Source organism: Flavobacterium sp. WC2409, assembly GCF_041200085.1.
Taxonomy (GTDB): Bacteria; Bacteroidota; Bacteroidia; order Flavobacteriales; family Flavobacteriaceae; genus Flavobacterium.
Genome location: NZ_CP165625.1, coordinates 2,048,855 through 2,068,708 on the forward strand (window position 1 = coordinate 2,048,855; position 19,854 = coordinate 2,068,708).

Annotated in this window: 16 protein-coding genes; 15 read left to right on the top strand and 1 reads right to left on the bottom strand. The window is 32.7% G+C overall.

Going from position 1 to position 19,854, the window contains the following annotated elements:
* Positions 1 to 57 precede the first annotated feature (57 nt).
* The 13 genes from AB3G34_RS08790 (at position 58) to AB3G34_RS08850 (ending at position 10,405) form a co-directional block, all read left to right on the top strand.
* Entirely contained in the window at positions 58 to 1,470 is a 1,413-nt protein-coding gene (locus AB3G34_RS08790; protein WP_369752174.1) for a rhodanese-like domain-containing protein, read from the top strand.
* A gap of 88 nt (positions 1,471 to 1,558) precedes the next feature.
* Positions 1,559 to 1,765, top strand: coding sequence for a DUF2892 domain-containing protein (locus tag AB3G34_RS08795; RefSeq protein ID WP_367754041.1), 207 nt, complete (start codon positions 1,559 to 1,561; stop codon positions 1,763 to 1,765).
* Positions 1,766 to 1,781: 16 nt separating this feature from the next.
* The gene (locus tag AB3G34_RS08800; RefSeq protein WP_369752175.1) at positions 1,782 to 2,636 is read left to right on the top strand and encodes a methyltransferase domain-containing protein; all 855 of its coding nucleotides are present in this window, start codon (positions 1,782 to 1,784) and stop codon (positions 2,634 to 2,636) included.
* 2 nt (positions 2,637 to 2,638) lie between these two features.
* A complete protein-coding gene (locus AB3G34_RS08805; protein ID WP_367754044.1) occupies positions 2,639 to 2,845 on the top strand; it encodes a hypothetical protein in 207 nt (68 codons plus the stop codon).
* Positions 2,838 to 3,143, top strand: coding sequence for a thioredoxin (gene trxA / locus AB3G34_RS08810; protein WP_367754046.1), 306 nt, complete (start codon positions 2,838 to 2,840; stop codon positions 3,141 to 3,143). The genes AB3G34_RS08805 and trxA overlap by 8 nt, the downstream gene beginning before the upstream one ends.
* A complete protein-coding gene (locus tag AB3G34_RS08815; protein WP_367770890.1) occupies positions 3,140 to 3,334 on the top strand; it encodes a DUF6132 family protein in 195 nt (64 codons plus the stop codon). The genes trxA and AB3G34_RS08815 overlap by 4 nt, the downstream gene beginning before the upstream one ends.
* Positions 3,335 to 3,397: 63 nt before the next feature.
* The gene (locus tag AB3G34_RS08820) at positions 3,398 to 3,991 is read left to right on the top strand and encodes a TetR/AcrR family transcriptional regulator (RefSeq protein WP_367754050.1); all 594 of its coding nucleotides are present in this window, start codon (positions 3,398 to 3,400) and stop codon (positions 3,989 to 3,991) included.
* A complete protein-coding gene (locus AB3G34_RS08825) occupies positions 3,988 to 5,244 on the top strand; it encodes a TolC family protein (protein ID WP_367770892.1) in 1,257 nt (418 codons plus the stop codon). The genes AB3G34_RS08820 and AB3G34_RS08825 overlap by 4 nt, the downstream gene beginning before the upstream one ends.
* A gap of 141 nt (positions 5,245 to 5,385) precedes the next feature.
* Positions 5,386 to 6,264: an HlyD family secretion protein gene (locus AB3G34_RS08830; RefSeq protein ID WP_367770895.1), complete on the top strand. Its 879-nt coding sequence runs from the start codon at positions 5,386 to 5,388 to the stop codon at positions 6,262 to 6,264.
* A gap of 58 nt (positions 6,265 to 6,322) precedes the next feature.
* Complete coding sequence (locus AB3G34_RS08835; RefSeq protein ID WP_369752176.1) at positions 6,323 to 7,234, top strand: ABC transporter ATP-binding protein; 912 nt, start codon at positions 6,323 to 6,325, stop codon at positions 7,232 to 7,234.
* Between the two features lie 3 nt (positions 7,235 to 7,237).
* Positions 7,238 to 7,972 (top strand): ABC transporter ATP-binding protein, encoded by a 735-nt coding sequence (locus AB3G34_RS08840; RefSeq protein ID WP_369752177.1) that lies wholly within the window; start codon positions 7,238 to 7,240, stop codon positions 7,970 to 7,972.
* A 103-nt stretch (positions 7,973 to 8,075) separates the two neighbouring features.
* Entirely contained in the window at positions 8,076 to 9,182 is a 1,107-nt protein-coding gene (locus AB3G34_RS08845; RefSeq protein WP_369752178.1) for an ABC transporter permease, read from the top strand.
* A gap of 98 nt (positions 9,183 to 9,280) precedes the next feature.
* Positions 9,281 to 10,405: an ABC transporter permease gene (locus tag AB3G34_RS08850; protein ID WP_369752179.1), complete on the top strand. Its 1,125-nt coding sequence runs from the start codon at positions 9,281 to 9,283 to the stop codon at positions 10,403 to 10,405.
* 37 nt (positions 10,406 to 10,442) lie between these two features.
* Here the strand turns inward: AB3G34_RS08850 and AB3G34_RS08855 are convergent, their stop codons facing one another.
* A complete protein-coding gene (locus AB3G34_RS08855; RefSeq protein WP_369752180.1) occupies positions 10,443 to 17,213 on the bottom strand; it encodes a PAS domain S-box protein in 6,771 nt (2,256 codons plus the stop codon).
* 160 nt (positions 17,214 to 17,373) lie between these two features.
* Here AB3G34_RS08855 and AB3G34_RS08860 point away from each other — a divergent pair, with 160 nt between their 5' ends.
* Positions 17,374 to 18,687, top strand: a complete 1,314-nt coding sequence (locus AB3G34_RS08860) for a TolC family protein (RefSeq protein WP_369752181.1) — start codon at positions 17,374 to 17,376, stop codon at positions 18,685 to 18,687.
* A gap of 73 nt (positions 18,688 to 18,760) precedes the next feature.
* A complete protein-coding gene (locus AB3G34_RS08865) occupies positions 18,761 to 19,840 on the top strand; it encodes an efflux RND transporter periplasmic adaptor subunit (protein ID WP_369752182.1) in 1,080 nt (359 codons plus the stop codon).
* The last annotated feature ends 14 nt before the right edge of the window (positions 19,841 to 19,854 follow it).

Consider the following 19,854-nt stretch of genomic DNA (forward strand, 5'->3'; position numbering starts at 1 on the left):
TCACGTTTAAATACAAATACAAGAATTATCTTTGTAATAGATTAAAAAAAATATATCATGCAAATAGAACAAATATATACAGGATGTTTAGCACAAGGTGCTTATTATATAACTTCAAATGGAGAAGCCGCTATAATTGACCCTCTTCGTGAGGTACAACCTTATTTGGATCGCCTAGAACGAGATAATGTAAAATTGAAATATATTTTTGAAACCCATTTTCACGCTGATTTTGTTTCAGGACATGTTGATTTAAGTAAAAAAACAGGAGCACCTATTGTTTACGGACCTACAGCAAAACCTGAATTTAAAGCAATTATAGCTACTGATGGACAAATTTTCGAATTGGGAGCTGTCAAAATAAAAGCATTACACACTCCTGGACATACCATGGAAAGTACAACTTATTTATTGCTAGATGAAAACGGAAAAGAACACGCTATTTTCTCTGGTGACACCTTATTTATTGGTGATGTGGGACGACCAGATTTAGCCCAAAAAGCGGCTCATATGACGCAAGAACAATTGGCTGCAACATTATATCATTCCTTGAGAGACAAAGTGATGACTTTACCTGATGATGTTATTGTTTATCCAGCACATGGTGCAGGTAGTGCTTGCGGGAAAAACATGAGTAAGGAAACGGTAGGTACGATTGGTAACCAAAAAGAAACCAATTACGCTTTACGAGCAAATATGACCGAAGCAGAATTCATCAAAGAAGTGACTGACGGTTTGCTGCCTCCTCCAGCCTATTTTGGGATGAATGTAGCCATGAATAAACAAGGATATGAAAGCTTTGAAACCGTTTTAAACAATGGTATGAGAGCCATCAAAGTTATCGATTTTGAGGCTGTTGCCGAAGATACTGGTGCCCTAATTCTAGATACTAGAAAAAATGGCGTTTTTGCAAAAGGATTTATTCCGCAATCTATAAACATTGGCATCGAAGGTGATTTTGCACCTTGGGTAGGCGCGCTAATTGCTGATGTAAAACAACCTATAATTCTAGTTACCGAAATTGGACAAGAAGAAGAATCAGTGACTCGTTTAAGCCGTGTTGGTTTTGATAATTTAATTGGTCATTTAGATGGTGGTTTTGAAGCTTGGGCAAAAGCAGGAAAAGAAATTGATACTGTCAATAGAATCACAGCAGATGAATTTGCCAAAAAAGTAAAAATTGGCGAAAGCAAGGTAATTGATATTCGAAAAGACAGCGAGTATGCTGCGGAACATGTTGACGAATCCTATAGCAAGCCATTAGTAAACATCAATGATTGGGTGAAAGATATTGATCCTAAAGAACCTTTTTTCCTTCATTGTGCTGGTGGATACCGTTCTATGATTGCAGCTTCCATTTTACAAGCAAGAGGGTTTAGAAATTTCTGTGAAATTGAAGGCGGATTTAATGCGATTGCAAAAACAGATACACCAAAAACAAATTTTGTTTGTCAAAGTAAAACCTTATAATTTATTTCAATTATATTGATTATCAAATATTTATATTGTAATTTTATAGATAACGAATGCATTTTTTAACTAATTAATATAGGATATCATGAAAAAAAATATGGGTCAAATCGATAAAATAATTAGAGGAATTATAGCGGCTGTAATTGCAATTTTATATTTCACCAATGTAATTAGCGGTACACTAGCATTAGTTTTAGGCGCATTTGCCGTTATCTTTTTAATTACCAGCTTTGTTAGCTTTTGTCCCTTATATACCCCGTTTGGAATTAATACAAGAGAAAATAAGCAATAAATAAAACCAATCAATTTTGAATACAATAAAAAACACATCCAAAAGTACCGATTCTTGTTGTGTAGTATCTTGTGATAGACCACTAGATCAAGACTATTGGGATGCACAATACAAAGCCAAAACTACGGGTTGGGATATAGGACAAGTGTCTCCTCCAATTAAGGAGTATGTTGACACTTTAGAAAATAAAAATAGTAGTATATTAATTCCTGGTTGCGGGAACACATATGAAGCAGAATACCTATTGCAAGCCGGTTTTACCAATATTACTGTCATTGATATAGCACCAACATTAGTACAGGAGTTAAAACAAAAATTTGAAAACAATTCAAATATAAAAATCATTCAAGGTGACTTTTTTGAACATAAAGGAACGTACGATTTAATTTTAGAACAAACCTTTTTTTGTGCTTTACCACCAACGATGCGCCAAAAATACGTTTGGAAAATGCACCAGCTTTTGGCCCATAATGGCATCATAGCTGGATTATTATTCAATAGAACATTTGAGGTAAGTCCTCCTTTTGGAGGAAGTAAAGAGGAATACGAATTACTTTTTAAAAATGCGTTTGACTTTTTAAAAATGGACGTTGCTCCAAATTCGATTGCTCCCAGAGCCAATTCAGAATTGTTTATCGAATTCAAGAAAAACAATAAAGTAAAAGTAAATCTCTATGAATTCAAAGGAATAACGTGCAGTGGCTGCATGAATACCGTAACAACACAATTCAAAGATTTAAACGGAGTCGAAAACGTAAGTATGAGCACTAATTTTGCTGAAGTTTTGATCGTAAGTAAAAATGAAATACCTGTTTCTCAGTTGCAAGAAATTGTCTCTTATGATGAAAAATACAGCATTATAAAAATTTAAAAATGAAACAATTACTCTATACAAATTGGCATGCCATGCGCTGGATTCGTCTCGTAATTGGTCTTTTCTTTGTACAGCAAGCAATTCAATACCACGAAATTTTATTTGGATTTATTGCTCTCTTTTTCTTATTTCAAGCTGCATTTAATACAGGTTGTAGTCTAAATGGATGTGAAGTTTCACCCTTAAAAAAAAGTAAAAATGAATAGTAGTTTTGACAAAATTATAAATTCCGAAAAACCAATTTTAATTGATTTTTTTGCCACTTGGTGTGGGCCTTGCAAAATGCTAGGTCCTATTCTAAAAGAGGTAAAAGACGACTTAGGAGATCGTATTTCAATTATTAAAATTGATGTCGATAAAAACCAGCAAGTAGCCTCACAATATCAAGTACGTGGCGTACCTACTATGATATTGTTCCAAAACGGAAAACAATTATGGAGACAATCAGGTGTTTTACAAAAAAATGATATTATTAAAATCATTTTAGAAAAAAGCAATCAATGACAAAAAAAGCAATCATTCTCACTGTGATAGGAATAGGTATTGGTGCCATAGCTGGTTATTTATATTATTTTTTTATAGGTTGCGCATCAGGGACTTGCGCTATCACCTCCAAACCTCTCAATTCCACTTTATATGGCAGTTTGATGGGAGGATTAATATTTAATATGTTTATTAAAAATGAAAAAAAGTAATTGCGATTACTTTTTTTTTCTACCTTTGTTAACCAAGTGGTTAAACCAAAAAGTTAAAACGAAATGACCACCGAAGAAAAAATATTTAATGCAGCCCGAATCGTATTCCAAAAAAAGGGATTTGCTGGTTCTCGTATGCAAGAAATTGCAGACGAAGCCGGTATTAATAAAGCCATGCTACATTATTGTTTTAAAAACAAGCAGCTGCTTTTTGAAGCTGTATTCATGAATGCATTTAGTCAATTGGCTCCACAAATCAATGCTATTTTTAATTCCGAGGAAACCGTTTTTGAAAAAATCACGCAGTTTACACACAGTTATATTTCATTTGTACTACTCAACCCTTTTTTGCCTCCATTTATTATTCAGGAAATGAATAACAACCCTGAATTTGTAAAAACATTTCTTAAAAATAAAAATACACCAAACCCTACGCTCCTGATATCCCAAATCAAAAAAGAAATAGCCGATGGAATCATTAAACCAGTTGATCCCCAACAACTAGTATTAGACATATTCGCTATGACGGTTTTCCCATTTGCAGCACAAATGATGGTAAAAGGAATATTACATATCACTGATCAGGAGTTCAATGAAATGATGGAAAAAAGAAAAACCAGTATAGCAGAACAAATAATAAATTCGATAAAAAAATGAGAAAACTCTTGCTAGTCCTACTATTTGCAATACCTCTATTTTCTGTTGCACAACAAACGTTGTCACTAGAAGACTGTTACACTTTGTCCAATAAAAACTACCCATTAGCCAAACAAAATGAGTTGTTGCAACAAAAATCCAATTTAGATACTCAAGTGCTCAATACAGGAAAACTTCCAAAAATGGATTTGAATGCACAAGCTACTTATCAATCTGCAGTAACACAATTACCCATTAAATTACCAAACGTTACTGTAAATCCTCCCAACAAAGACCAATACAAAGCGACCCTAGACATCAATCAATTATTGTATAATGGAGGTTTGATCGATGCCAACACCAAAATTAAAAAAGCACAAACCAAAACCCAACAACAACAAGTTGAAGTAAATTTATACCAATTGAAAACTAGAATCAATCAATTGTATTTCTCTACCTTATTATTGCAAGAACGTGCTGCCTTATTGCTATCCAAAAACGAACAATTAGACTCGAAAATTAAGGAGATAAAAGTAGGAGTAAAGTTTGGTGCTATCCTTCCTGCATCCGAAAAAGTGTTAGAAGCAGAGAAACTAAAGATTAAACAGCAACTTGTTGAAATTCGCTTTGACAAAAGTAAAGCACTCGAAAGCCTATCGACACTCACTTATTCAACTATAGATGAAAAAGTGACTTTGCTAAAACCAAATTTAGTTAGCACTTTCGACACCCAAAATAATCGACCTGAATTAAAACTATTTGATTTACAAAACGAACAAATCAACCTTTCGAAAAATATACTTTTAAAAAACAATTTACCCAAAGTAAATGCTTTTGGACAAGCTGGTTATGGAAATCCAGGACTTAACATGCTTGACAATTCATTTCAACCTTTCTATGTTTTGGGAGTAAAAGCCAATTGGAATGTTTTTGATTGGAATAAAACCAAAACAGAGCAGCAAGCATTATCTATCTCCGAAGCCATTGTCACGACCGAAAAAGAAACTTTTGAACTCAACACCAATTTGCAATTGCAGGAAATGGTAAACGAAATCAAGAAAATAGAGGAAGTCATTACTACCGATGGGGAGATAATTGAGCTGAGGGAATATGTAGTCAAATCATCAGATGCTCAACTAAAAAACGGAGTCATCACAGCATCCGAATATGTAGTCGAACTAACCAATTTATTTGAAGCCAAAACAAATGAAAAACTCCATCAAATTCAATTGGCTTTAGCCAAGGCAAATTACCAAGTTATAAAAGGATTATAACTTGAAAATGACTTTTCACTTCAATGCAAATTATCAAGTTATAAAAGGGTTAAAATATAATTATAAATGATGAATTATAAATTTTGAATTATCCGCTTTGCACATTCAATTCATAATTACAATTCACAATCCAAAACTAAAATGAAAAAAATACTAACATTATTGATTTTCGGCTCTTTGTTCTCTTGCAATAACAGTGATGACAAAGCAGATGGATACGGAAACTTTGAAGCTACCGAAACGACCATTTCAGCAGAAACCAATGGAAAATTAACCTTTCTAAATGTAGAAGAAGGAGCTGTCCTAGAACCAAACATCCAGATAGGCCTTGTAGACACCATACAATTGTATTTGAACAAGCAACAACTAATTGCCTCTAGAAATACGATTGTTTCAAAATCTAAAAATGTTTTATCGCAAGAGCAAGTTTTGCTAGAGCAATTAAAAACGACATTGATTGAGAAAAAAAGAATTGAAAACATGTATGCCGAAAATGCGGCCACAAAACGACAAGTAGACGAGATTGACGGGAAAGTAAATGTCTTAAAAGAGCAGATAAAAAGTGTAGGAACACAAAATGCACCTATCACAAATGAAGCCAAATCAATCGATGTTCAAATTGAAAAAATCGACGACCAAATCCTTAAAAGTAAAATTATCAACCCAATAAAAGGAACGGTACTGGCCAAATATGCGGAACCAAATGAAATAACGTCATTTGGCAAACCTTTATACAAAATAGCCGATATATCCCAAATGACTTTGCGCGTTTATGTAAGTGAAACCCAATTACCAAAAATAAAAATTGGTCAAAAAGTGACCGTTAAAATTGATGCGGAATCAGCAATGAAAAATTACAGCGGAACCATTTCTTGGATATCAGCTTCGGCAGAATTTACCCCAAAAATCATCCAAACCAAAGAAGAACGCGTCAACTTAGTCTATGCTGTAAAAGTAACTGTAGTCAATGATGGTAGTCTTAAAATAGGAATGCCTGCCGAAATGTGGATCACACCATAAGTCCTAACAGTTTGTAGTAAAAATGTAAAAGCAATTTTCCAATTAAAACCTTTGTAACGTGAGTATTTCAGTTCAAAATATTTCAAAATCCTACCAAAAAACTGTTGCGGTGGACTCCATTACTTTTCAAGTGAAGACAGGGGAATTGTTTGGACTTATTGGACCTGATGGCGCCGGAAAAACAACCTTGTTTAGAATTCTCACTACACTCCTACTTGCCAATGAAGGCACTGCTACTGTAGCTGGTTTTGACGTTGTTAATGACTATAAATCCATAAGGAATGTGGTAGGATATATGCCTGGAAAATTCTCGTTGTACCAAGATTTGACTGTAGAAGAAAATCTTAACTTTTTTGCCACCATATTTGGTACTACAATTGAAGAAAACTACGATATCATCAAAGAGATTTACGTACAGATTGCCCCATTTAAAAACAGACGCGCTGGAAAACTTTCGGGCGGAATGAAACAAAAATTGGCTTTATGTTGCGCATTAATTCATAAACCCAAAGTATTATTTCTCGACGAACCTACCACTGGTGTAGACCCCGTTTCTAGAAAAGAGTTTTGGGAAATGTTGAAACGATTACAACAAAAAGGGATCACCATTCTTGTTTCTACACCCTACATGGACGAAGCGGCTTTGTGCGATAGAATTGCATTGATCCAAAAAGGAAGTATCTTAAAAATTGACAGTCCACAAAACATTATTGACAACTATGAAAAAACAATATATGATGTTCAGGCAAAAAACACCTACCAACTTATCGAAGATCTAAAAAATTATTCAACTCAATACAGTGTTTTTGCCTTTGGGGAATACATTCATTACATCGACAAAAATGAAAATTTCGATCCGTTGGAATTAGATAGTTATTTAAAACAAAATAATCATCAAGAGATTGTGATAAAAAAATCCAGAACAACAATTGAGGACGTATTTATGGATTTAACAAACCTAAAACAATAAGTTTTGAATCAAGAAAAAATCATATCTGTAAAAAACCTCAGCAAAGTATTTGGTGATTTCACTGCTGTGAACAATATTTCATTTGAAGTGAATAAAGGCGAAATTTTTGGTTTTCTAGGAGCAAACGGTGCGGGTAAAACCACTGCCATGAAAATGCTTATAGGAATTTCAAAACCCAGCTCAGGAGAAGCAATCGTAGCCGGTTATGATGTCAAAACCAATTCTGAAATGGTGAAGAAAAGTATTGGTTATATGAGTCAAAAATTTTCAATGTATGATGATTTAACCATAAAGGAAAACATCACTTTTTTTGGTGGAATCTATGGATTGAACAAAACGCAAATCAAAGAAAAAACAAATCAATTGATTCAAGAATTACAACTTGAAGCCGTTGCTGATAAACTGGTTGGTTCGCTGCCATTGGGCTGGAAACAAAAACTGGCTTTTTCAGTCGCTTTATTGCACGAACCTAAAATTGTATTTCTAGATGAGCCTACAGGCGGTGTGGATCCCATTACTAGAAGGCAATTCTGGGAAATGATTTACGCAGAAGCACACAAAGGAACTACCCTATTTGTAACTACACATTATATGGATGAAGCCGAATATTGCGACCGAGTTTCTATCATGGTGGAAGGTAGAATCGAAGCGCTGGATACCCCGAAAAATTTGAAAAAACAGTATAATGTGGATTCTATGAATGAAGTATTTTTAAAATTAGCGCGGAATATTGAATAAGAACAAAGAACAAAGAGTAAAGAGTAAAGAGTAAAGAAGAAAGAAGAAAGAGTAAAGAAGAAAGAAGAAAGAGTAAAGAGAAGTAGAAAGTAAAACAAAAAAAATGAAACGATTTATCGGTTTTGTAACCAAAGAATTCTACCATATTTTTAGAGATAAACGCTCCATGTTTATCCTTTTTGGGATGCCTATTGCCCAAATTATGCTGTTTGGCTTTGCTATTACTAACGAAATCAATAATGTCAATATTGCTATTCTGGATCAATCAAAAGATACCGAAACTCAAAAAATAATCAATAAAATCAGTGCTTCTCCCTACTTTCATATCGAACAAGAAATTAGTAGTGAAACTCAGATTGAATCCATCTTTAAAAAAGGAAAAGTAAAAGCCGTTTTGGTTTTTCAAAACCATTTTATTAAAGATTTACAAACCAAAAAATTAGCAAAAGTACAAGTCATAACGGATGCCACTGATCCCAATATTGCCAATACAATTACCAATTATATCAATGCCATTTTGCAAAATTACCTGCAAGAAATCAATAAAATAAACCAACCTGCTTATCAAATACAAACCCAAACTCAACTGTACTACAATCCAGAACTCAAGAGCGTTTTCACCTTTGTTCCTGGGGTAATGACGGTGATATTAATGCTGGTTTCGGCAATGATGACCTCCATTTCAATCACTCGCGAAAAAGAATTAGGCACAATGGAGGTACTCCTTGTCTCGCCACTAAATCCTTTACAAGTCATACTTGGCAAAGTATTTCCTTATATTTTCCTGTCTATTGTAAACGCAATTGTAATATTGACCTTAGGTATTTTCGTATTTGGAATGCCACTCCAAGGCAGCTTATTTCTATTGGCACTAGAGAGTATTTTATTCATTATCACCGCACTTTCATTAGGAATATTAATTTCAACCATTTCTGCTTCACAACAAACTGCCATGATGCTTTCATTGATGGGATTAATGTTGCCTGTAATTATATTATCTGGATTTATATTTCCTATTTCCAGTATGCCTCTGCCCTTACAAATCATCAGTAACATTATACCTGCAAAGTGGTTTATCATTATTATAAAAGCAATAATGCTCAAAGGTGCTTCTATTGCTATCGTCTGGAAAGAAACACTGATTTTAATAGGAATGACCGTATTTTTCATTGCATTAAGCATTAAAAAATATAAAATAAGATTAGAATAAGTTTTAGGAGCTATTTCCTGTTTTACGCTTCAATCTTTTCTCTCTTAAAAAAACGAGAGAAAAGGATTTCCACTTCAACCAGGGCTAAAAAATAAAAAATGAGAACAATATTATTCATCATACAAAAGGAGTTCCGACAAATCTTTAGAAATAAAGCCATGTTGCCTATTATATTTATTTTGCCATTTATTCAGTTGCTGATTTTATCCAATGCAGCTAGTTTTGAAGTAAAAAATATTAAATTTTCTTATGTAGACAGTGACCATTCTAGAGCTTCACGAGAATTGATAAGTAAATTTCAATCCTCAAATTATTTTATTGTTGTAGCTGATTATCCTTCAAAAAAGGAAGCCAATCTACAAATGCAAAAAGGTAAAGTCGATGTCATCTTAGAAATCCCAAATCATTTTGAACGCAATTTAATAACCGACAAAATATCGACACTTTCAGTTAGCATCAATGCCATAGATGGAGCTGCGGCCGGCGTAGAAAATGTCTATATCTCTCAAATTATAGCCAGTTACAATCAAAAAATACAAAGCCAATTGTATCAATACAATGAGGGATCCTACATACAGCCTCAAAATATTATTACAATTCCCTCTTTCTGGTTTAATAATACTTTAAACTACAAGACTCTTATGGTTCCGGGGATTTTAGTTTTATTAGTGACGATGCTTACACTTTTCCTATCCGCCATGAATATTGTTCGTGAAAAAGAAATAGGAACCTTGGAACAAATCAACGTGACGCCTATTAAAAAACACCAATTCATTATAGGAAAACTGTTTCCATTTTGGGTTTTAGGATTACTTATTTTAACGGTAGGCTTGACCATAGCAAGATTAGTATTTCACATTCCTATAATAGGGAATATTGGCTTAATCTACCTATTTACTTCGGTCTATTTATTAGTTATTCTTGGTATTGGTTTGTTTATTTCTAATTATACCGAAACCCAACAACAAGCCATGTTCATCGCTTGGTTTTTTACGGTTATTTTTATTTTGATGAGCGGATTATTCACTCCAATTGAAAGCATGCCCAACTGGGCACAGCAAATCACCCTATTCAACCCAATACGCTACTTTGTGGAGATTATTAGAATGGTAATGCTCAAAGGAGCTACTTTTAGCGAAATTTCCACTCCTTTTTTTATAATTGCTTTTTATGCTTTTGTTATTAACGGATTTGCAGTTTGGAGCTATAAAAAAACAAACTAGAAATCACAATTGACTTAATAGTAATTGCGAATTAATCCTATTTATTTAACCATTTTAAAAGCATGCTTTCTAAATCAGAAATAATGATCGGTTTTGGGAGATAATCATCCATTCCTGATTCAAAACATTTTTCTTTTTCTCCGGTCAAAATACCTGCAGTAACAGCAATTATTGGTGTTTTTGATGTATCCCCTTCCAATTTTCTAATTTCATAAGCGGCTTCATATCCATTCTTATTTGGCATTTGAATATCCATTAATATAACATCCGGTTTCTCCTTCACATACATTTCAACTCCCTCATTCCCATCCTTAGCTTCAAAAATAATACAATTTGTAATTAATCTTTTTACCAATGTTTTCGCCAAAAGCATATTGATTTTATTATCCTCAACAATTAGCACTCTCTTATTATTCAAAATTTCTGAAGGTATACTTTCCGTCTCAATTGAAGATTTTCCAAAATCTAATACGTTAACTATTGTAGGAGTGATTTTTTTAAATTTAACATCAAAGTAAAAATTACTTCCTTCCCCATATTCACTTTGCAAATGTAATTTACTGTCCATTAGAGCTAATAAATTATTGGAAATAGCTAGCCCCAAACCTGTTCCTCCAAATTTCCTACTCGTTGAATTGTCTTCTTGTACAAAGGAGTTAAATATTTTTTCATTGTTATTTAACTTTATACCAATTCCAGTATCTTTTACAGAAAAATTTAAACCTAAATAATCATCTTTAAATGTACCTGTCTCACTTATATCTAATCTAATTTCTCCAAAATCAGTAAACTTCAAAGCGTTACTCAATAAATTTACCAATATTTGTTTTAATCTTATTGAGTCGGCTAAAACATATTCAGGAACGTTATTATCCATTGTAAAAGTCAATTTAAGACCTTTTTGAACAGCTTGATATTTAAACAAATCAACAACTTGTTTAATTAATTCAAAAAGGTTTACTTCTTCAATACTTAATTCTAACTTTCCCGATTCAATTTTAGAAAAATCCAAAACATCATTTACTATGTGCATCAATGTTGTAGCTGATTCACTAACAGTACCCATATATTCTAATTGATTTTTTTCCAGATTTGTTTTCATTAACAAATGAGTAAAACCTATTATTCCATTTAATGGGGTTCTAATTTCATGACTCATGTTGGCAAGAAAATCCGTCTTTGCTCTATTAGCAGTTTCAGCTTGTTCTTTGGCTTTTACTAATTCTAGTTCCATCACCTTTTGTTCTGTGACATCGATAAAACTAATTACTACTTCAAATATTTCTCCATTAGCATCAATCTCTGGAAACCCATTAACTAAAAGCCAAATAACATCCTTGGTTTTAGGATTATTTATTCCAATTCTGAAATTCTTAAGTGATTTTTTATTGGAAATAATTTGGTTTATAGGGTATTCTTCAATTGCCATTATTGATTTATCTTCTCTAAAAAACACCCAAGCGGTATCCGCATCTGTTTTCCCGATCATTTTCCCATCATTTAACCCTAATAACTCTGCTGCTTTTTGATTGTTGACTATTATAGAGGTGTCAGGAGCATGAACTACAATTCCTGCATCAAGATTATTCATTAAACCACGGTACCTTTTCTCGCTTTTTAAATGTGCGTAATCCGATTGTTTTGCATTTGTAATATCTCTAGACAAACATATATAATGTATTTCATCATCTTCTCCCTCTTGCATAGGAGCTATTGACAGTTCAAACCAATGAATGCGGTTTTCTAACTGTAAAGAATATTGTCGACCAGTAGAAAAGCCTTTTTCTGCAGCTTCTAAAATTGCTTCTTGGCATATATTTGAAACATCAGAAGGTAATACATCTGAAAACCTTTTGTTCAAAAACAAGTCTGGAGGCAAAGCCAACAAATCATTGCGGCGAGAATGATAGTTATAAATTAGGCCATTAATATCTACTTCAAACAATAAATCAGGTATAGCTTCTAAAATTGCTTCCAATTTTTTATGCATTTTTTTAAACTCATCTTCTGATGCCTTACGCCTGCTTATATCTCTTACTATTGCCACAATACGTTTATCAACTAGCATTTTTGCCGAAATTTCAACAGGAATTAATGATCTATCTTTATGAATCATATGGCGCTCTAGAGATGTTTGGTCACCACTAAATAGTTCATTGTACATAATAGGCCTGCTCGCAAGCTCATCAATTGTATATAGATCCGTTAGATTTTTTGTGCAAAGCTCTTCTTTTGTATATCCAAGCATATCGCAAGCACTTTTATTTACTTCGAGTAAATTACCTGAAAGATCATTAATAAAAATAGCATCAGATGCTTGTTCTACTAGACTACTGTATTTTTCTTCACTATTAAAAAGCTGTTGTTTTATATTTTGTAATTCTGTGATTTCAGTCATACTTCCAATATAACGTACGGCCTTTCCTGATTCATCTCTGATTATAACAGCACGGTCAAAAAAGTAGCCATAATTTCCATCTTTTTTTAGAAAACGAAACTCATCTGACCAAGTATTCACATCACTTAAGTATACTTTTTCAAGTTTATCAATAACTCTTTCTCTATCATCGGGATGAAGTTTAGATCTCCAAATTTCTTTATTATCAGTATTACTTAATTGGTCATTATTACCAAAATTAAAGAGTTCAACAAATGCTTTATTATTCCAATTTTCCCCTGTCACTAGATCAACTTCGGATATCGCATCATTTGTTGCAACCGAAATTCTCTCAAATCGTTCATTGGCTATTTTTATTTCATTTTGAGCTTTTTTAATTTCACTTAGATTCAATCCCATTCCTAAAACGCATCTTTTTCCTTCGTACTCTACAGGAAGAGAGTTGATATAATAGGGAACTCTCTTATTGCTTTTAGTATAAAACTCAATTTCAATACCTGGTAATTTATTTTCTCCTACACAATTATCTTTGGCAAAAACATCTTCTATCCTTTTTTTAACTTTTTCTTTTTCTACTTCATCAAAAAAAGCTAAAGGCCCCATCTGATCAATTTCAATCGTACTATACTCAGTTACCTTTTCAAAATTAGCATTCCACTTCAAAAACTTTCCTGATTCATCGTATAGATAAAATATTCCCGGCAGATTATTTATTACTGTTTCAGAAAGTAGTTTTTCTTTTAAAATTAAACTCTCAATTTTTTTACGTTCTGTAATATCTGTGATAGTACCTATATACCCTATTATTTCATTTTTTTCATTTTTCTCTGGGATGGCTTGCCCCATAACCCAAGCTATCGAACCATCAGGCCTAACAAAACGGTACTCAGATAGCGATTTTTCACCTATATAAGTTGCACTTTCCCAACCGTTTAAAATCCCTATCTTATCTTCATCATGAACGGCATTAAGCCAACCATTTCCTATAGCCTTCTCAAATGGTAAACCCGATATTTCACTCCAACTTGGATTTACAAAAGTAGTATACCCTGTTGCATCAGTACGAAATATCCCAACGGGTGAGACTTCTGTAAGGGTATGATATCGTTTTTCACTCTCAAAAACTTCTAGTTCTGCTTTCTCTTTTAATTTTTCTTTTTCGAAAATTTCCAAGGCAAAAGCGACATCGCCAGTTGCTTCTTCTAGTAAAGCAATTTCTTCGGCATCAAAAAAGTTCTTTTCTCCAGCATAAAAAGTAAAAACGCCAATTACAATTCCGAATTTTTTTATAGGAAGTGACATTATAGATTGAAAGCCACATTTTAACGCTTCCTCTTTCCAAGGTGCCATTATCAAATCATTTTCAATATCATTACTTATACAATAATTTCCAGTCCTTATTGCTGTCCCTGCAGGTCCATTTCCTTCAACTGTATTTACATCAGTAGTAATCGTTTTTATTATATCCAGATATTCTTGATGAATTCCCGCAACCACTGTGGGTGTAACACTACTGTTTTTGGAATCAATTAATCCAATCCATGCCATGCTAAATTCTCCAAAATCAACCGCTATATTACAGGCTTCTCTAAAAAGGGTATCCTGATCGATAGTCCTCACAATCATTTGATTGATTTGGCTAATAAAAAAATAAAGTCTATTTGCTTTAAGTAGTTTTTGCTTGGCTTCAATTCTATCCGTGATATCAGTAATTATTCCATGACAAATTACCGTACCTTCAGGTTCAACAACAGGTAAAGAATTTACTTCATGCCAAACAAGTCCTTTTGTAGGATGAAAATAACGATACTCTCCTTTAAGAGGAACGAAAGTTGTTTTTGTTTTTACAATCTTAGCAAGTACATCGTCAATATCATCAGGATGTATTAAATCGAAAATTTTATTTGCGTTATTTTCTATTTCTTCAAAACTAAATCCATAAATATCTTTTACCGCATCACTCGCATAAGGATAGCATATTGAACCATCATGATTTTGGCGCATAGAATAAATTAAACCAGGTGAAGTAGCTGCAATTTTAGAAAATACATCACGCTCTTTTACAAGTGTTTCATTTGATTCTATTCTAGCTGTAACATCTCTAAAATTTGCTACAATGCCTTTCACACTATCATCATGAAGTCTATTGTTTAATATACCTTCCAGCCAAATATAATCTCCGTTTTTATGTTTCGCTTGAAACAAAATAAATACTGGTTCTTTTGGATGCTCTAATATTTTTTTGAAATTTTCATGAATATACTCTAAATAATCAGGATGAAAATAATCTGATTCAGGAAGCTCATCATACTCTTTGTCTGTATATCCAGTAATTTTCCGTGACGAAGGACTTCTAAAAATAACCTTTAATTTCTCATCAACAACTGTTATAATACCGTCAATATTTTCGACTAAAGCCCTAAAACGTTTTTCATTTTGTTCAATTAAGTCTTGAGCTATTTTACTTTGAGTGACATCTTTTAAATTAGCAACAATACCTTTTACATTGCTGTTATCAATTAGATTATTCAATATTCCTTCTAACCAGATATAGTGTCCATTCTTATGTTTTACCTGAAATAAAACTTGATTCTGTATACCCGGATTTTCCACAGTTTTTTGGATGATCTCCTGCATGTATTCTACATAATCTGGATGGTAATAATCTAAATCAGAAATTTTCTTTAACTCTTCGTTGCTATATCCAGTTAATCGTTCCGATGAAGGACTGCGAAATATCGTTTTTAAATTTTCGTCAAGAACGGTAATAATTCCCTCATTATTTTCAACTAAAGCACGAAAATACTTTTCGTTACTTTCAATTTTTTCTTTAACAATTTTTTCTTCAGTTATATCTCTAAAAAAATTAGATATACCATTTTCTGATGGATAAATATGATTTTCAATCCATCGCTTACTAGACTTATGATAATCTTCAAAACGATTATACTCCTGAGTTGCTATTGATTTATGACATACATTATAAAAGTCTCCTTTAACAGCATCTGGAAATTCAGTCCAAATATGTTTACCAATCATTTGATCAGGATCACGTTTAAGAATTTCTCCTGCTTTTTTATTCATGTAGGTGTAACACCAGTCATTATCAAGTGCTACAAAAGCATCCGTAATACGCTCAAAAGTATTTCTAAGTAACTCGTTTGCACGTTTAATTTCAGTAATATCTTTAACAAAACCCATAAATCGATTTTCAGAAAGTTTTACTGAGTCCACACCACTCCATCTAATTTCTCCAGATTTATGAACGGTTTTAAATTCTCCTTTCGATACTCCTACTTTTTTTAACCTATTAAAACACACTCCCAAATCATCAATAGATTCCTGGTATGTTAAATCCATCATAGATAATGTCAAGAGCTCTTTTTTTGAATAACCCGATATTAAAGTTACCGCATTATTTACTTCTATAAAGTTTCCATTTTCATCAGCAATGAAAATTCCATCTGGTGCATTTTCAATATAATTTTTAAACTTTTGGTTGCTTTCTTCTTCTACTAATTTTAGTTTTAATTCTATTTCAGTCTGCTTTCTAGCATCAAGTTCTTCTCTAGTTTGTCTTTTTTCAGTGATGTCTTGCGTATTCCCTCTTAAACCAATGACAGTTCCATTTTCATCTACAATTGGATAAACAATAGCATAAACCCATTTTGTTTTATTCTTACTAATAATGGCAATTTGTTCAGCTTCAAATGGTTTTTTATCTATTTTAGACTGCTTGATTTTATTTAAAAATGAATCTACATCTGATTTAGAAAATCGTTTTACATATTCCTGAAATAAATCTTGATTATCTTTTTTCTCTAATTCATAAATCGAATACAATTCGTTTGACCAAATCATTTTATGATCAACATAATTATACTCCCAACTTCCTATTTTTGATATTTTTTGTGCATTTTCCAGTAGCTCTTCACTTTCTAATAAATCAGCCTCTGCTTTTTTAATTTTGGTAACATCTCGTCCTATTGCATAAATATTTTCTTTTGAAGAATCCACGCTGGTTGTCCATTGTATATAAACAATTTTCCCGTTTTTTTGGATAAATCTGTTTTCAAAATGTAATGATGAAATTCCTTGTCCTAATTGTTTTAATTCAGCATTTGATTTCGCTACATCATCAGGATGGACTAATTCTATGAAAGGAATACTCAACAATTCTTGTTTCGTATAACCCAATACATTTATAAAAGCGGGGTTGATTTCTTTAAAAAAACCATCAATCCCAGCTAAACACACTAGATCTAAAGACTCTTTGAAGTAAAACTCAAAATTAGTAATTAATCGCTCTTTTTTTAATAATCGATTAATTTCAAACTCTTGCTCTTTTGTTAATTTGAGTAACTCCTCATACGTTGGTTTTCCCTCTTTCATACTCATTCTTAAAATCATAATATATATATGCTAAATATAATAAAAATTTACTTAGATAAATTCTTGATAGTTTTAAAAAAAATAATAAAACTGTAAACCTGCTTCTTTATGTGACATTTGTTACTGTGCATACCTAGCTCTGAATTTATCTTTGCCTTAATAATTAGAAATAAAAATTATGAAGAAAATAAATTTAATAGTACTATTAGGAACAATTTCCATCTCTACTATTAGTTATAGTCAAGAAACTTTGCCTATTTCTAAGAGTGAGCTTTCGCAAAAAGTCTCCGATAAAAACTTACAGATTAAAATCGCCGAACAAGATTTTAAATCGGCAAAAGCAGATTATAGACAATCTAATTCTCTTTTCTTACCCAATATTACGGCTTCACATACTGCCATTTCGACAACAAATCCATTAATGGCTTTTGGATCTAAATTAAATCAAGAAATCCTTACGGCTTCTGATTTTGATCCAAATTTATTAAATAATCCAAATCGCACACAAAATTTTGCTACTAAAATTGAGGTTTTACAGCCCTTAATTAATGTAGATGGAATGTATGGAAGACAAGCTGCAAAAGCTAAAATGAATGCTTACGGATTACAAACCGAGCGCACCAAAGAATATCTCGAGCTAGAGGTGAATAAATCGTATATGGAATTGCAATTGGCTTATAAAGCAGTGGCCGTTTTAGAAAAAGCGAATGCTACCGCAGATGCTAATTTGAAATTAATAGATAACTATTTCAAGCAAGGAATGCTGCAAAAAACAGATTTACTTTCAGTACAAGTACGCGTAAATGAAGTTAAAAATCAATTACAATATGCTAAAAGCAATGTGCATAATGCTTCCGATTATTTAGCTTTTTTATTGAATGAAGATATTGGTGATAAAGTTTACAAACCAACCGAAGAATTAGAAAACACGATTACTATTAAAAATATAGATACTACACTTTCTGAAAACAGAAAGGATATTCAAGCCATGGATCAATCGACTGAGGCCTATCAAAAAATGTTTCTTTCTAGTAAAATGAATTTCTTACCGCGCTTGAATGCTTTTGGAAGTTATGAATTGTATGATGATGTCCTTTTTGGAACTAAGGCTAAAGGATATGTTGTAGGAGCTCAATTGTCATGGAATGTATTTGATGGTTTTAAATCCATTGGAAAAATGGAAAAAGCGAAAGCAGACTTTCAAAAAGCGGAAATTGAAACCCAACAGTACAAAGCCAAAAGCCAATTGGAACTAAATAAAACTAACCGCCAGCTGAATGATGCCGAAAACAAGGTTACTCTTTCTAAGTTGGATTTAGAACAATCTCAAGAAGCATACAGAATAAGAAGCAATCGATTTGCACAAGGATTAGAAAAAACGACTGACTTATTACAAACTGAAACTCAAATGTTCAAAAAAGAATTAGAATACTTACAATCTGTTTTTGAATACAATTTTACACAACAATATTTACAATTTTTAACGAAGTAACAATAGAGAAAAGAGCAAAGAATATAGAGAAAAGAATACAGATTTAAGACAAAAAATTATCAAACGAAAAACCATGAAAAAAATAATAACACTAATTTCAATCTCCCTTTTTATTTTAACATCCTGCAACGGAGAGAAAAAAGAAGCAGTTGCTGAATCTCCTGCAATTGCTGTTAAAGTAAGCGGAGTATCCGAAAATGACAACAGTCCATTTGTAAGTGCAAGTGGGAAAATTGAGGCCGAAAATAGTGCCGATTTAAGTACCCGAATGATGGGTTATGTAACTAAAGTTCATGTAACTATAGGACAAAAAGTAAGCGCTGGACAATCATTAGTAAGCATCAACAATTCTGACTTACAAGCCAAAAAAGCACAAGTAGACGCTAGTATTCTTCAAGCAACTGCTGGTTACAATAGCGCTAAAAAAGATTATGATCGTTTTACAAACTTATTCAAACAACAAAGTGCTTCTCAAAAAGAACTAGACGATATGACTGCTCGTTACGAAATGGCCAAAGCGGGACTTGAAGGGGCAAAACAAATGCGAAATGAAGTAGTAGCACAATTTAATTATTCTAATATTACGGCACCATTTTCAGGAGTAGTAACAAATACTTTTGTAAAAGAAGGCGATATGGCTAACCCAGGAATGCCTTTAGTAAGTATCGAAGGAGCTTCTAAATTAGGGGTTACTGCCATGGTTTCTGAAACTGATATTACTTCTATTAAAAAAGGAATGCCAGTACAAGTTTTAGTTAAATCCTCTAATGAAAAATTAACGGGAAAAGTGAGTGAAGTGAGTTTATCTGCTAAAAATACGGGTGGTCAATATCTGGTAAAAATCAATTTAGATAAAACAGATAGTTCAGTCTTGTCAGGAATGTTTGTTAATGTTCAGTTTCCAGTTGAAAACAAAGCAAAGACTTCTGAAAGTACTGTTATTTTAGTTCCGGAAAGCGCTTTAGTACAACAAGGACAACTTACTGGAATATATACTATTGGTAATGAAAATGTAGCCATCTTAAGATGGTTGCGTACTGGGAAAACTTTTGGCAACCAAGTAGAAGTTTTGTCTGGATTAGCAGCAAACGAACAATATATCGTTTCTGCCGAAGGGAAATTGTATAACGGAGCGAAAGTTAGTATTCAGTAAAAAAAGTTTAAAGT